The following is a 14,588-nucleotide window of genomic DNA, read 5'->3' on the forward strand; positions in this document are numbered from 1 at the left end:
GGCTCCGGCCGGGCGCCCCCGTGCGGGGTGCCCGGCCGGAGTGCGGACGGTCAGGCCGTGAGGGCCGCGAGGGCCTCCTCGACGGTGAGCTCCTCGCGCTCGCCGGTGCGGCGGTCCTTCAGCTCCACGACGCCCTCGCCCGCGCGGCGGCCGGCGACGAGGATCTTCGGGACGCCCATCAGCTCGGAGTCGGTGAACTTGACGCCCGGGGAGACGCCCGCGCGGTCGTCGACGAGGACGCGCAGCCCGGCGGCGGCGAGCTTGTCGGAGACCTCCAGGGCCAGCTCGGTCTGGAGCGCCTTGCCGGCCGCGACGACGTGGACGTCGGCGGGGGCGACCTCGGCGGGCCAGCACAGGCCCTTGTCGTCGGCGGTCTGCTCGGCGAGGGCGGCGACGGCGCGGGAGACGCCGATGCCGTAGGAGCCCATGGTGACGCGGACGGGCTTGCCGTTCTGGCCGAGGACGTCGAGCTTCAGCGCGTCCGCGTACTTGCGGCCGAGCTGGAAGATGTGGCCGATCTCGATGGCGCGGTCCAGCTTGAGGCCGGTGCCGCACTCGGGGCACGGGTCGCCGTCCTGGACGACGACGACGTCGACGTACGCGGACACCTCGAAGTCACGGCCCGCGACGACGTTCTTCGCGTGCGTGCCCTCCTTGTTGGCGCCGGTGATCCAGGAGGTGCCGGGGGCCACGCGCGGGTCGGCGAGGTAGGTGACCTTCTCCAGGCCCTGCGGGCCGACGTAGCCGCGCACCAGGTCGGGGCGGGCGGCGAAGTCCTCCTCCGTCACCAGCTCGACCACGGCCGTGGGGCCGAAGTGCTCCTCGACCTTGTCCATGTCGACCTCGCGGTCGCCGGGGACGCCGATGGCGACGATCTCGCCGTCGACCTTGACCAGCAGGTTCTTGAGGGTGGCGGAGGCCGGGACGCCGAGGGAGGCGGCGAGGGTCTCGATGGTGGGGGTGTCCGGGGTGGGGATCTCCTCGGCGGCGGGGACGGCCGAGCCGTCGACCGCCACGACCTTCTGGTACACGGCCTCGGTGTTGGCGGCGAAGTCGCAGTTCGGGCAGTCGGCGAAGGTGTCCTCGCCGGCCTCGGCGGGGGCGAGGAACTCCTCGGACTTGGAGCCGCCCATGGCGCCGGCGGTGGCGGCGCAGATGCGGTAGTCGAGGCCGAGGCGCTCGAAGATCCGCTGGTACGCCTGGCGGTGCAGGCCGTAGGAGTGGGCCAGGCCCTCGTCCTCGGTGTCGAAGGAGTAGGAGTCCTTCATGAGGAACTCGCGGCCGCGCAGGATGCCGGCGCGGGGGCGGGCCTCGTCGCGGAACTTGGTCTGGATCTGGTACAGGATGACCGGCAGGTCCTTGTAGGACGAGCACTGGTCCTTGACCAGGAGGGTGAAGATCTCCTCGTGGGTGGGGCCGAGGAGGTAGTCGCCGCCCTTGCGGTCCTGGAGGCGGAAGAGCTCGGCGCCGTACTCGTCCCAGCGGCCGGTGGCCTCGTAGGGCTCGCGGGGCAGCAGGGCGGGGAGGGAGACCTCCTGGGCGCCGACGGCGTCCATCTCCTCGCGGACGATCCGCTCGACGTTGGAGAGCACCTTCTTGCCGAGCGGCAGCCAGCTCCAGATGCCGGCGGCGGTGCGGCGGACGTATCCGGCGCGGACGAGGAGCTTGTGGGAGAGGACCTCGGCGTCCGCCGGGTCGTCGCGCAGCGTCTTCGCCATCAACTGGGACATGCGCTGGACCGGTGCCTTGGCCATGGTTCTCGTACTCCTGCCGGGACTGAAAGTGATGGCCCCGAGGTTAGCCGGGGGGCACCGTCCGCGAGAAATCAGTTCCGGCGGGCGAGCGGCAGCGGGGCGCCCATCACCGCGTAGGGGCGGGCGGCGCTCGGGAAGTGGACCGGGCGGGCGAGGTCGGTGTAGCCGAGGGAGCGGTAGAGGCCGCGGGCCGGGGATTCGGTGTCGATGGCGGAGAGGATGGAGCGCTTCTCGTCGGCGGTGCCGGTGATGGTGGTGATCAGGCCCAGGCCGAGGCCCCGGCCCTGGAAGGCGGGGTGGACGTGGAGTTCGGTGATGACGAAGGAGGCGTCGAGCCAGTCGGCGGTGCCGGTGGCGCGCAGGTACGGCTCCACGACGGTGGACCACCAGTGGGTGCGGTCGTTGGGCATGCCGTACACGAAGCCGACGAGCCGTCCGTCGGGGGTGGTGGCGCCGTAGGCGCGGGCGCCGGGGCAGAGCAGGTGGCGCAGCACGATGTGGCGGCGCACGGCGATCTCCTCGGCGTCGAGTCCGAAGGCGACCGCCTGTACGGCGAGGGCCTCGTCCACCCGGGCGGCGAGGTTGACGGGTCCGATCACGGCCTGTGCGTCGTCCATGCGGCGCAACCCTACAAGCGGCGGGGGGCCGGGGACAGCAACTAGAAGAGCACGCTCATGAAGGCGCCGGTCTCGCGGAAGCCGACGCGGCGGTAGGCGGCGCGGGCGGGGGTGTTGTAGTCGTTGACGTACAGGCTGACGACGGGGGCGACGTCGGCGAGGGCGTAGCGCAGGACGGCGGCCATGCCGGTCTCGGAGAGGCCCTTGCCGCGGTGCTCGGGGGCGACCCAGACGCCCTGGATCTGGCAGGCCTGGCGGGTGGCGGCGCCGATCTCGGCCTTGAAGACGACCTTGCCGTCCTCGATGCGGGCGAAGGCGCGGCCGGAGCCGACGAGTTCGGCGACGCGGGCCTGGTAGAGCAGGCCGCCGTCGCCGGCCAGCGGGGAGACGCCGACCTCCTCGGTGAACATGGCGACGCAGGCGGGGGTGATGACCTCCATCTCGTCCTTGCGGACGCGGCGGACGAGGGGGTCGGGGGTGACGGTGGCGGAGGGTTCCTCGGCGACCATGAGGGGCTGGTGGGCGCGGACGTCGCGGGCGGGGCCCCAGGAGGGTTCGAGGAGGCGCCAGAGGGCGGCGGTGGGTTCGGCGGGGCCGACGATGGAGGAGCAGCGGCGGCCGATGCGGCGGGCCCGGTCGGCGAAGGCGCGGACGGCCTCGGGGGTGGCGCAGATGGGGACCAGGTTGGCGCCGGCGTAGCAGAGCGAGGCGAGCCGGCCCTCGGTGTACCAGCCCCACATCTCGCCGCCGAGCCGCCAGGGGTCGAGGCCGGCGAGCTGGACGCGGGCGGTGACGAAGGCGTTCTCGACGGGGGCGCTGTCGAGGACAGCGAGGGCGGCGCCGAGGTCGGCGGGTTCGAGGACCCGGGCGGTCTGTGTCAACACGAGGGGGCCTCACCGTGCGGTTCTGCTGGTCTCCGCACTGTACCCCCTCCCGTTTTGCGGGGCGCGGCTCTCTTCCGGGCGGCTTCGCGCCGGTCCGGGGCGGACGCGCGCGACCCCTCCGGCCCGGTGGGGCGGAGGGGTCGCGGGGTGGTGCGGGAGGGGTCAGCCGGCGACGGCGACGGTGGGTTCGCCGCTGGTGACGCCGTCTTTCTCCATCTGCTCGGCGATCTTGAGGGCTTCCTCGATGAGGGTCTCGACGATCTTCGACTCGGGGACGGTCTTGATGACCTCGCCCTTCACGAAGATCTGGCCCTTGCCGTTGCCGGAGGCGACGCCGAGGTCGGCCTCGCGGGCCTCGCCGGGGCCGTTGACGACGCAGCCCATGACGGCGACGCGGAGCGGGACGGTCATGCCGTCGAGGCCGGCGGTGACCTCCTCGGCGAGCTTGTAGACGTCGACCTGGGCGCGGCCGCAGGACGGGCAGGAGACGATCTCCAGGCGGCGCTGGCGGAGGTTGAGCGACTCCAGGATCTGGATGCCGACCTTGATCTCCTCGGCCGGCGGGGCGGAGAGGGAGACGCGGATGGTGTCGCCGATGCCCTGGGAGAGGAGGGCGCCGAAGGCGACGGCCGACTTGATGGTGCCCTGGAAGGCGGGGCCGGCCTCGGTGACGCCGAGGTGCAGGGGGTAGTCGCACTGGGCGGCGAGCTGGCGGTAGGCCTCGACCATGACGACCGGGTCGTTGTGCTTGACCGAGATCTTGATGTCGCGGAAGTCGTGCTCCTCGAAGAGGGACGCCTCCCAGAGGGCGGACTCGACGAGCGCCTCGGGGGTGGCCTTGCCGTACTTGGCGAGGAGGCGGGCGTCGAGCGAACCGGCGTTGACGCCGATCCGGATCGGGGTGCCCGCGTCCTTGGCGGCCCGGGCGATCTCCTTGACCTTGTCGTCGAACTGCTTGATGTTGCCCGGGTTGACGCGGACGGCGGCGCAGCCGGCGTCGATCGCGGCGAAGACGTACTTCGGCTGGAAGTGGATGTCGGCGATCACCGGGATCTGCGACTTGCGGGCGATGGTGGCGAGCGCGTCGGCGTCGTCCTGGGTGGGACAGGCCACCCGGACGATCTGGCAGCCGGAGGCGGTCAGCTCGGCGATCTGCTGGAGGGTGGCGCCGATGTCGGAGGTACGGGTCGTCGTCATCGACTGCACCGAGACGGGTGCGTCACCGCCGACGGCCACGCTGCCGACCTGGATCTGCCGGCTCTTGCGGCGCTCGGCGAGCCGGGTCGGGACGGTCGGGATACCGAGGGAAATCGCGGTCATCTGAAGTGCAACCTCAAAGGTCGTGCGTCGGCGGGCTCAGGCTTTCGAGATTACCGCCCCGGGCGCGGGGGGCCGGACACGGCGGTGCCCGTCCCCCCTGGGAGCTACGTCAGCTTCACCGGGTTGACGATGTCGGCGGCGAGGACGAGCAGCGTGAAACAGACGAAGACGCCGGCGACCACGTAGGCGGCGGGCATCAGCTTGGCCACGTCGAACGGGCCGGGGTCGGGGCGCTTGAAGATCCGGGCCGCTCCCCGGCGGACCGACTCCCACAGGGCGCCCGCGATGTGGCCGCCGTCGAGCGGCAGCAGCGGGAGCATGTTGAACAGGAACAGCGAGACGTTGAAGTACACCAGCAGGTTCATGAACATGACCAGGATGCGCTCCGGGGGGAGGTCCACGGTCATCAGCTCGCCGGTGATCCGGGCGGCGCCGACGACGCCGACCGGGGAGTCCTCGGCGCGCTCGCCGTCGCCGAAGGTGGCGTCCCACAGGCCGGGGATCTTGCCGGGGAGGGCGATCACGGAGTGGACGCCGCTCTCCAGGAGCTGGCCCATGCGGTCGGTGGTCTCGGTGAAGGAGAGCGGTGCGACCTCGGTGGTGGCCTGGAAGCCGAGGTAGCCGGCGTCGACGTAGGCGAGCGGGCGGACGACCTGCCCGTTCTCGTCCTTCTTCAGGACCTTGTTGGCGACCAGGGTGGGGTGCAGGTCGAGGCGCTGCCCGGCCCGCTCGACGGTGACCGTGGCGGGGCCGACGGTGTCCCGGATTCGGTCGGAGAGGGTGTCCCAGTCGGAGACGGGGGCGCCGTTGAAGGCGACGATCCTGTCGCCGTCCTTCAGTCCTGCCGCGAAGGCCGGGGAGACCGGGTCGCCTGCGGCGCAGGCGTCGCGCTTGGCGTCCTGCTCGATGACGCACTTCTGGACGCCCGCGACCTTGGTGGTCTGGCCCTCGATGCCGAGGGTCATCAGGGAGCCGTAGAAGAGGCCGAGGGCGAGGACCAGGTTCATGAACGGTCCGGCGAACATGACGATGACGCGCTTCCACGGCTTGCGCGTGTAGAAGAGGCGGGTCTCGTCGCCGGGCCGGAGCTCCTCGTACGACGCCTCGCGGGCGTCCTCGATCATGGAGCGCCAGGGCGAGGTGGAGCGGGCCTCGATCCGGCCGTCGGCGCCGGGCGGGAACATGCCGATCATGCGGATGTAGCCGCCGGCCGGGATGGCCTTGATGCCGTACTCGGTCTCGCCGCGCTTCTTCGACCACAGGGTGGGGCCGAAGCCGACCATGTACTGGGGCACCCGGATGCCGAAGAGCTTGGCGGTGGACAGGTGTCCCAGCTCGTGCCACGCGATGGAGACGAGCAGTCCCAGGGCGAACATGACGATGCCCAGGGTGAACAGCAGTGCTTCCGTCATGCGCGCGCCTCCGCGACGGCCTTCGCGGCCAGTTCCCGGGCCCGGGCCCGCGCCCAGGTCTCCGCTTCGAGGACGTCCGGGACCGTGAGGGAGGTTCCCCGGACGGGGTCGCCGTGTTCGGTGACGACCGCCGTGACGGTGTCCATGATGGCGTTGAAGGGGAGCCGGCCGTCGAGGAAGGCGGTCACGCACTCCTCGTTGGCGGCGTTGAAGACGGCGGGGGCGGTGCCGCCCAGCGCGCCGACGTGCCGGGCCAGGTTCACCGACGGGAAGGCCTCGTCGTCCAGCGGGAAGAACTCCCAGGTGGAGGCGGTGGACCAGTCGAAGGCGGGGGCCGCGTCGGGGATCCGCTCGGGCCAGCCGATGCCGATCGCGATGGGGCCGCGCATGTCCGGCGGGGTGGCCTGGGCGAGGGTCGAGCCGTCGGTGAACTCCACCATGGAGTGGACGTACGACTGGGGGTGGACGACGACCTCGATGCGCTCGAAGGGGATGTCGTAGAGGAGGTGGGCCTCGATCACCTCCAGGCCCTTGTTGACGAGGGTCGCGCTGTTGACGGTGATGACCGGACCCATCGCCCAGGTGGGGTGGGCGAGCGCGTCCTCGCGGGTCACGTGCTCCAGGTCGGCCCGGGTGCGGCCGCGGAAGGGGCCGCCGGAGGCGGTGACGACCAGCTTGCGGACGTCGGCGCGGGTGCCGGCGGCGAGCGCCTGGAAGAGGGCCGCGTGCTCGGAGTCGACCGGGATGATCTGGCCGGGCTTCGCGAGCGCCTTGACGAGGGGGCCGCCGACGATCAGCGACTCCTTGTTGGCGAGGGCGAGGGTGCGGCCGGCCTCCAGGGCGGCGAGGGTCGGCGCGAGGCCGATGGAGCCGGTGATGCCGTTGAGGACGGTGTGGCACGGGGAGGCGGCCAGTTCGGCGGCCGCGCCGGGCCCCGCCAGCAGCTCGGGCAGCGGCTCGGAGCCGTACAGCGCGGTCAGCGCCTCGCGCAGCTCGGGCAGCTTCTCCTCGCGGGCCACGGCGACCGCGGCGACCCGGAGCCGGTGGGCCTGCTCGGCGAGCAGGCCCACCCGTCCGCCGGAGGCGGCCAGGCCGGTCACCCGGAAGCGGTCGGGGTTGCGCAGCACCAGGTCGATGGCCTGGGTGCCGACCGAGCCCGTCGAGCCGAGGACGACGATGTCCCGGCGTCCGGCGGAGGGGTCGAAGACGAGATGCGGGTCGGCGAGAGGGGAGGGGCGGTCGCTCATGCCCCCCATTCTTGCCCCAATCCCCGGGCGGTCTTCACGGGGTCCGGGCGAACGCGCCGAAAACGCGGTGGAAGTCCGGGAAGGTCTTCTTCACGCAGCCGGGGTCGTCGAAGGTGATGCCGGGCGTGCGCAGGGCGGTGACCGCGAAGGACATGACGATCCGGTGGTCCCGGTGGGTGGTGACCTCCACCGGTCCGGCGGGGGTGCCGGGGTGGATCTCGATCCAGTCGGGGCCGGTCTCCACGGTGACGCCGAGGCGGCGGAGGTTGTCGGCGCAGGCGTCGAGCCGGTCGCACTCCTTGACCCGGGTGTTGGCGACGTCCTCGATGCGGACCGGGCCGTCGGCGAAGGGGGCGAGGGCGGCGAGGGTCGGCATGGTGTCGGAGATGTCCCGCATGTTGACGGTCAGTCCGCGCAGGGCGCCGGTGGAGCGGACGGTGGTGGCCTCCGCGGTGGTCTCGACCTCGGCGCCCATCCGGCGCAGCACGTCGACGAAGGCGAGGTCGCCCTGGAGGGCGCCGGTGCCGAGGCCGGGCACGGTGACCGCGCCGCCGGGCCGGAGCGCGGCGGCGGCGAAGAAGTAGCTGGCGGTGGAGGCGTCCGGCTCGATCGCGTACGTACGGGCCCGGTAGCCGGTGGGCGCGACCCGGTAGGTGCGGCCCCGCCCGTCGTCCTCGCGGACGACCTCGGCGCCGAAGTCCCGCATCATCGCGAGCGTGATCTCCACGTACGGCTCCGAGACCAGGTCGGTCACGGTGATGTCGAGGCCCTCGGCGGTGAGCGGGCCGAGCAGCAGCAGGGCCGTCAGGTACTGGGAGGACTGCCCGGCGTCGAGGGTGAGCGCGCCGCCCTTGACGCCGTCGGCGTGGACGGCGAGCGGGTGGTGGCCCTCCGCGCCGCCGTGCCGCAGGTCGACGCCGAGGGTGCGCAGCGCGGTGGTGAGCGGGCCGAGCGGGCGGCGGCGCATCTGCTCGGAGGCGTCGAAGCGGAAGGTGCCGTGCCCGGCGGCGGCGAGGGCGGGCAGGAAGCGGGCGGTGGTGGCGCCGTCCCGGCAGTAGACGTCGGCCTCGGTGACGCCGGGGCCGGCCGGGCGGCCCTCGATGTGCCAGGCCCCGGGTTCCCGCCGGACGGTGTAGCCGAGCGCCTCCAGTCCCGCGGCGAAGCCCTCGGTGTCGTCGGAGACGAGCGGGCGCAGCAGGGTGGTGGTGCCCTCCGCGGCGGCGGCGAGGAAGAGCGCGCGGGCGGTGACGGACTTGGAGCCGGGGATGTCGATGACGGTCACGGTCGCCATCCTGCCGTCCGGGGCGCGGCGCCGTCACCCCGTTCCGGTGGATGGACTCCGGACGCCCGGAAGGCGGTCCGAGCCCCCGCACAGTGGGCTCGGACCGCCTGGTCTCCGGGGCGGGCGTCTCTAGAGGGCGAGGCCGGTGAGGACCAGGACGCGCTCGTAGGTGTAGTCGTCCATGGCGTACTTGACGCCCTCGCGGCCGACGCCGGAGCGCTTGGCGCCGCCGTACGGCATCTGGTCGGCGCGGTACGAGGGGACGTCGCCGATGATCACGCCGCCGACCTCCAGGGCGCGGTGGGCCCGGAAGGCGGTCTGGAGGTCGCGGGTGAAGACGCCGGCCTGGAGGCCGAAGTCCGAGTCGTTGACCGCGGCGAACGCCTCGGCCTCGCCGTCGACCCTGGCGACCGTGAGGACCGGGCCGAAGACCTCGGAGCGGGCCAGGGTGACACCGGCCGGGAGGTCGGTGAGGACGGTCGGGGCGTAGGTGGCGCCCTCGCGCTTGCCGCCGGCCAGGAGCTTCGCGCCGGCCGCGACGGCCTCGTCGACCCAGGCCTCGACGCGCTTCGCGGCGGCCTCGTCGACGAGCGGGCCGACGTCGGTGGCGTCGTCCGCCGGGTCGCCGGTGACCTGCGCCTCGACGGCCGCGACCAGCTTCGGCAGCAGGCGGTCGTGGACGGAGGCGTCGGCGATCACGCGCTGCACCGAGATGCAGGACTGGCCGCCCTGGTAGTTGGAGAAGGTCGCCATGCGGGTGGCGGCCCAGTCGAGGTCGGCCTCGGAGGACCAGTCGGCCAGGACGACGGCGGCGGCGTTGCCGCCCAGCTCCAGGGTGCAGTGCTTGTGCGGCACCGACCGCTGGATGGCGTAGCCGACCTTGTCCGAGCCGGTGAAGGAGATGACCGGGAGGCGCTCGTCCTGGACGAGGGCGGGCATCCGGTCGTTCGGCACGGTGAGGATCGACCAGGAGCCGGCCGGCAGGTCGGTCTCGGCCAGGATCTCGCCCAGGATGAGGGAGGAGATCGGGGTGGCCGGGGCCGGCTTGAGGATGATCGGGGCGCCGACGGCGATGGCCGGGGCGACCTTGTGGGCGCTGAGGTTCAGCGGGAAGTTGAAGGGCGCGATGCCGAGGACGACGCCCTTGGGCACGCGGCGGGTGAGGGCGAGGCGGCCCGCGCCGCCGGCCTCGGTGTCCAGGCGCTGGGCCTCGCCGGCGTTCCAGCGGCGGGCCTCCTCGGCGGCGAAGCGGAAGACGGAGACGGCGCGGCCGACCTCGCCGCGGGCCCACTTGATGGGCTTGCCGTTCTCGGCGGAGATGACCTGGGCGATCTCCTCGGTGCGCTCGGCGAGCCGCTTCGACACGTGGTCGAGGGCGGCGGCGCGGACGTGCGCCGGGGTGGCGGCGAACTCGTCGACGACCGCGTGGGCAGCGGCGACGGCCTCCTCGACCTGGGCCTCGGTGGGCACGCTGACCTTGCCGACCAGCCGTCCGTCGTACGAGTTCGTGACGTCGAAGGCGTCGTCGCCGGTGGCCTCGCGGCCGGCGAGCCAGAAGGCGTGGGTGGTCGTCATTGCGGCCCGGCCCTTTCGTCTTGGGGGTCGTGAGCGGTTGCTCCCCGCTCACCGGACACGTTAGGGCCGGGGAGCCGCGACGGCGTTTGTCCGAGATGGAGTGGTGGGGGTGGCGCGCCTGTCCGCTTTGGCCTGTCGGGGGCCCGCACCGCGGACCGGCGGGGCCGTACCGGCGGTGCGGGCGGGGGCGCGCCCGGGGCGTCAGCGCTCCTCGTACGCCGTGAACGGGGCGTAGTAGCCGTTCCCCCAGCGGGCCGCGATCAGCCGGTCCCGGTGGCCGTACACCTCCTTGACCTCGCCGGACGAAGCGCCCACCGAGTCGGGGAAGGTGCGCTGGTCCCGCTCGTCGCCGGTGTCGGCGTCGAAGACGAACAGGCCGTCCTCGTCCTTCGAGCCGTACAGGTCGATCAGGGCGGTGACCCGGCCGGCCGCGACCCGCAGGCCGATGATGTCGTCCAGGTCCGCGACCTCCCGGCGCCACAGCCGCTCGCCGCTGCGCAGGTCGAAGGCGGTGAGGACGTCGTCGTAGTCGGTCTCGGCGGCCACCGCGTACAGCCGGCCGTGGGCGATCCTGACGAGGGCGGGTTCGGTGACCGGGTCGGGCAGCCGGCCGTTGCGGACACCGGAGGCGATACGGCCCCGGGGGCGGGCGTCCGGCCCGAAGGCCAGGTAGGTCGGGTGCCCGGCCTCGTCCAGGTCGCGCACGCTCACCACGAGCGGATCGGCGGAGAGGAGCACCGGGGCGTGCCGGACCGGCTCGGTGTACTGCCGCTCGTCGAGCGGCGCGACCCCGCGCACCCGGCCGTCGGCCGGGTCGAGGACGGCGATCCGCATGTCCCGGTAGTCGCAGACGAGGAGCGCCGCGACCTGCCGGCCGTCGGCCGCGACGCCGTACGGCACGCAGCCCGCGGGCAGCTTCGCCGACCACTTCGGCTTCCCGGTGCGCAGGTCCACCGCGCGCAGCGAGCGGTCCGGGTCGAGCCGCCCGGGGTCGTCCTCGGCCGAGCGGTAGGCCCAGTCGGCGTCCTCGTCGCGCAGGACGGCGAGGCCCGCGCCGGCGGCGACCAGGTCGGGTGCGGCCCGGAGTTCGCCGGAGAGCGGGGTGCGGGCGGTGTGCCACAGGGCGCGCCCGTCGGCGAGCGAGAGGGCGGTGACGGTGGCGCAGCCCTCGCCGGGCCGCAGCTCGGAGGAGAAGCCGGCGGGGACGCCGTGGGCGACGAGGGCGATGCCGTCCTCGGCGGTGCGGCTCACCGCGCAGACCTCGGCGCCGGCCGGCGGTTCGAAGGTCCAGCGGGTGGCCCCCGAGCCGGCGTCGAAGCCGGTGACGGCGTCGTAGCGGCTGCGGACGAGGACGTCGCCGACGGCCCAGGTGCCGTTGCCGTGTGCGCGGGAGGTGCCGTCCGCGGAGGTGTTCCACACCTCCCGCATGCCGTCGCCGGGGAGGTAGCCCTGCCCGGAGAGGACACCGGCGGTGATCCCGCCGCAGCCCGCGAGGACGGCGAGGAGGACGCCGCCGACGACGGCCCGGCGGACCGCCCGCGAGCCGCCGCTCCCGTCTCCTCCGCTCTCCCCCGCCCCGTCGCGTCTCTGCGTCTCTTCCCGCGTCGTCATCCGGGATCCCCACCCCTGTCGTTCGTGTCCCCTCGTACCGGCCGGTGATCGGACCGGTACGAGGGGACAGGGTAGGGCCCGGCGGGATCTTCCCGTCACCCTCTCCGCTCGGTCGTGACGATGAGACAGACGGCGGCCACCACGATCGCGCCGCCCAGCAGGATCGGCCAGGTCAGCGCCTCCCCGAGAACCAGGGCGCCGAGCAGGACCGCGACGACCGGATTGACGTACGCGTAGGTGGCGACGAGCGAGACCGGGGCGGACTGGAGCAGCCAGGCGTACGCGGTGAAGGCGATCAGCGAGCCGAACACGACGAGACCGGCCAGGGCCGTCCAGGAGCGGCCGGAGACCTCGGTGACGTCGAAGCCGTGCTGCTCGCCGCGGAGCAGGCCGACGACGATGCCGCCGAGACCGCCCGCCAGCATCTCGTACACGCTCGCGGTGAACGGGTTCGCGGGCATCGGCAGCCGCGAGGAGGAGACCGTGCCGACCGACCAGAGCAGGGCGGCGAGGACCACCAGGAGCACGCCGCCGATGCCGATGTCGCCGCTGAGCCCCGGCAGGGTGAGCACCGCGAGGCCCGCCAGGCCGGTCAGCACGCCGCCGTACGCGCCGAGGCCGGGCCGCTCGCCGCCGAGGACGCGCAGCAGCACGACCCAGACCGGGACGACCGCGATGAGGAGGGCGGCGAGGCCGGAGGGGACGGTGGTCTCGGCGAGGTTGACCAGGCCGTTGCCGCCGAGGATGAGGAGGAGGCCGACGAGGGCGGCCGAGCCGAGCCGGCGCCGGTCCACCCTGAGCGCGGCGGGGCCGTACCGCCAGGCGACGATCCCGGCGAGGAGGAGGCCGGCGGTGACGAAGCGGGAGCCGGAGGCGAGGAACGGGGGGACGGTCTCGACGACGATCCGGATGCCGAGGTAGGTGGAGCCCCAGACGACGTAGACGATGGCGAGCGCGCCCCAGACGGCACCGGTGATACGGCGGCCGGGCGGGGCGGCGGGGACGGTACCGGGGGTGGGCGTTGTGGGGGCGGTCTCGGCGGGGGCCTTCCCGGTAAGGGCGGGCCTGGCGGGGGCCGTCCCGGCGAGGGCGGGCGCGGTGGGGGCCATCCCGGCGAGGGGCGTCCCGGCGGGTGCCTTCCCGGTGGGGGCCGTCCCGGCGGGGGCGGGGACCTCGGTCTTGTGCTCAGGGGCGGGACCGACGGCAGGACTTGTCATGAGCAGGAGAGTAGGGAGTGGAACCCCGTTCCGACCAGGCTTTTTGCCCGGCTTCGGGCAGGAGGAACGCGCCGGCTCACTCCGCCGTCACCGCTCCCCCTCCCCCGTCGCCTTCAGCGCCAGCCACAGCTCCATCCGGACGTCCGGATCGTCGAGCGAACGGCCCAGGATCTCCTCCACCCGCCGCATCCGGTAGCGCAGCGTGTGCCGGTGCACCCCGAGGTCCGCCGCCGCCGCGTCCCACTGGCCGTGCCGCGAGAGCCAGGCCCGCAGCGAGGCCACCAGATCGCCGCGGCCGGTCGCGTCGTGCTCCCGCAGCGCCCGCAGCAGCCCGTCCGCGAAGGCCCGCACCGCGTCGTCGGCCAGCAGCGGCAGCACCGAACCGGCCGCCAGGTCCTCGTGCTCGACCAGGGCGCGGCCCCGGCGGCGGGCCACCGACAGCGCCTGCTCCGCCTGCCGGTACGCGGCCGCCGCGGTGACCGGTCCGGCCGGGGCCGAGAGCCCCACCACGACCCCCGCCTCCTCCGCCTCCCGCTCGGCGTACCCCGCGCAGGCGGTGACCACGGCCCCGCCGTCACCGGCCAGGACGACCAGCCGCCCGTCGCCCTCCGGCACGGCCAGCACCGCCTCGCCGGCCCGTGCGGCGGCCGTCTCCAGCGCCTCGGCGAGCACCGGCAGCGGCGGCTCGGCGGGCGCCTCCTCGCCGCCCGCCGCCTCCGCGACCAGCAGCCGGAAGGGGGCGTCGAGGAGGCCGCCGTAGACGTCCCCGGCGACGGTACGGGCGTGCTCGGGCTGGCCGGAGAGCATCATCCGCAGCACCGCGGCGCCCAGCCGCTGCTCGGCGGCCTGGAGCGAGCGCGAACGCTCGGTGGTGAGGGTCAGCAGGGCGATCGCCGAATGCACCGCGTACCGCTCGGCGGTGCCCAGCGGGGCGGCGGTGCCGACGGCGAGGGCGCCGCGCACCCGGCGGCCGGTGCCGAGGGACTGGAGCTCGACCCGGTCGTCGGTGGCGCCGACGACCGCGCTGGCCGGGGCGGACCGCTCGCGCAGCCGCTCGACGTCCGGGGTCAGGCGGGCGGCGCGGCGGGCCGCCCAGTCCGGCGAGACCGCGACGACGGAACCGGCGGTGTCGTACAGCGCGACCCAGCCGTCGACGTGCGCGGCCAGCCGGGCGACGACCGCGTCCGGGCCCTCCGCGAGCGCGGCCCGGGTCAGCTCGCGCTGCACCTCGAACCCGGCGGTGACCGCCCGGTACTGGTCCGCCGCGATGGCCGCCGACACGGCCTTGCTGATCGCCAGGAACGGGGTGCGGCGCGGCACCTCCAGGAGCGGCAGGTGCTCGGCGCGGGCGGCGTCGAGGAGCGCCGGCGGAATGGCCTCGTGATTCACCCCCACGGCGAACCCGAGCCCCACCACCCCCGCCCCCAGCAGCCGCCGCACGTACCGGCGCATCGCCTCGGCGTCCCCCGTGTCGAGCGTGAGGGCGGTGGTCAGCAGCAGCTCCCCGCCCTCCATGTACGGCACCGGATCCGCCAGCTCGCTGACGTGCGCCCACCGGACGGGCGTGTCGAGCCGGTCCTCCCCGGCCCGGACGACGAGCCGGAGCGAGGAGTGCTGGACGAGCGAGGCGAGCGTGGGCGGCATCGGGAACCGGCGGACCTTTGGCACA

At 74.0% G+C, this 14,588-nt stretch carries 11 protein-coding genes; all 11 read right to left on the reverse strand.

All coding sequences use genetic code 11. From position 1 onward, the window contains the following. Positions 1–50: 50 nt before the first annotated feature. Positions 51–1,754: a proline--tRNA ligase gene (locus tag IE219_RS24000; RefSeq protein ID WP_189980949.1), complete on the reverse strand. Its 1,704-nt coding sequence runs from the start codon at positions 1,752–1,754 to the stop codon at positions 51–53. 71 nt (positions 1,755–1,825) lie between these two features. Continuing rightward, positions 1,826–2,371, reverse strand: a complete 546-nt coding sequence (locus IE219_RS24005; protein ID WP_189980951.1) for a GNAT family N-acetyltransferase — start codon at positions 2,369–2,371, stop codon at positions 1,826–1,828. A 41-nt stretch (positions 2,372–2,412) separates the two neighbouring features. After that, on the reverse strand, positions 2,413–3,255 hold the full coding sequence (locus IE219_RS24010) for a GNAT family N-acetyltransferase (protein WP_189980953.1): 843 nt from the start codon (positions 3,253–3,255) through the stop codon (positions 2,413–2,415). Between the two features lie 162 nt (positions 3,256–3,417). Then, complete coding sequence (gene ispG, locus IE219_RS24015) at positions 3,418–4,575, reverse strand: flavodoxin-dependent (E)-4-hydroxy-3-methylbut-2-enyl-diphosphate synthase (RefSeq protein WP_189980955.1); 1,158 nt, start codon at positions 4,573–4,575, stop codon at positions 3,418–3,420. A 104-nt stretch (positions 4,576–4,679) separates the two neighbouring features. After that, positions 4,680–5,987 (reverse strand): M50 family metallopeptidase, encoded by a 1,308-nt coding sequence (locus tag IE219_RS24020; RefSeq protein WP_189980957.1) that lies wholly within the window; start codon positions 5,985–5,987, stop codon positions 4,680–4,682. Further along, positions 5,984–7,234 carry a 1-deoxy-D-xylulose-5-phosphate reductoisomerase gene (dxr, locus tag IE219_RS24025; RefSeq protein ID WP_189980959.1) on the reverse strand — a complete coding sequence of 417 codons (1,251 nt, stop codon included), beginning with the start codon at positions 7,232–7,234 and terminating at the stop codon, positions 5,984–5,986. The genes IE219_RS24020 and dxr overlap by 4 nt, the downstream gene beginning before the upstream one ends. Before the next feature lie 34 nt (positions 7,235–7,268). After that, positions 7,269–8,516: a 3-phosphoshikimate 1-carboxyvinyltransferase gene (aroA, locus tag IE219_RS24030; protein WP_189980961.1), complete on the reverse strand. Its 1,248-nt coding sequence runs from the start codon at positions 8,514–8,516 to the stop codon at positions 7,269–7,271. 129 nt (positions 8,517–8,645) lie between these two features. After that, positions 8,646–10,091, reverse strand: a complete 1,446-nt coding sequence (locus IE219_RS24035) for an aldehyde dehydrogenase family protein (protein ID WP_189980963.1) — start codon at positions 10,089–10,091, stop codon at positions 8,646–8,648. A gap of 201 nt (positions 10,092–10,292) precedes the next feature. Beyond that, a complete protein-coding gene (locus IE219_RS24040; RefSeq protein WP_189980965.1) occupies positions 10,293–11,702 on the reverse strand; it encodes an outer membrane protein assembly factor BamB family protein in 1,410 nt (469 codons plus the stop codon). A 95-nt stretch (positions 11,703–11,797) separates the two neighbouring features. Then, entirely contained in the window at positions 11,798–12,811 is a 1,014-nt protein-coding gene (locus IE219_RS24045) for an EamA family transporter (protein WP_189981194.1), read from the reverse strand. Between the two features lie 195 nt (positions 12,812–13,006). After that, entirely contained in the window at positions 13,007–14,563 is a 1,557-nt protein-coding gene (locus tag IE219_RS24050) for a PucR family transcriptional regulator (RefSeq protein WP_189980967.1), read from the reverse strand. Between the last annotated feature and the right edge of the window lie 25 nt (positions 14,564–14,588).

The organism is Streptomyces termitum, assembly GCF_014650175.1.
Taxonomy (GTDB): Bacteria; Actinomycetota; Actinomycetes; order Streptomycetales; family Streptomycetaceae; genus Streptomyces; species Streptomyces termitum.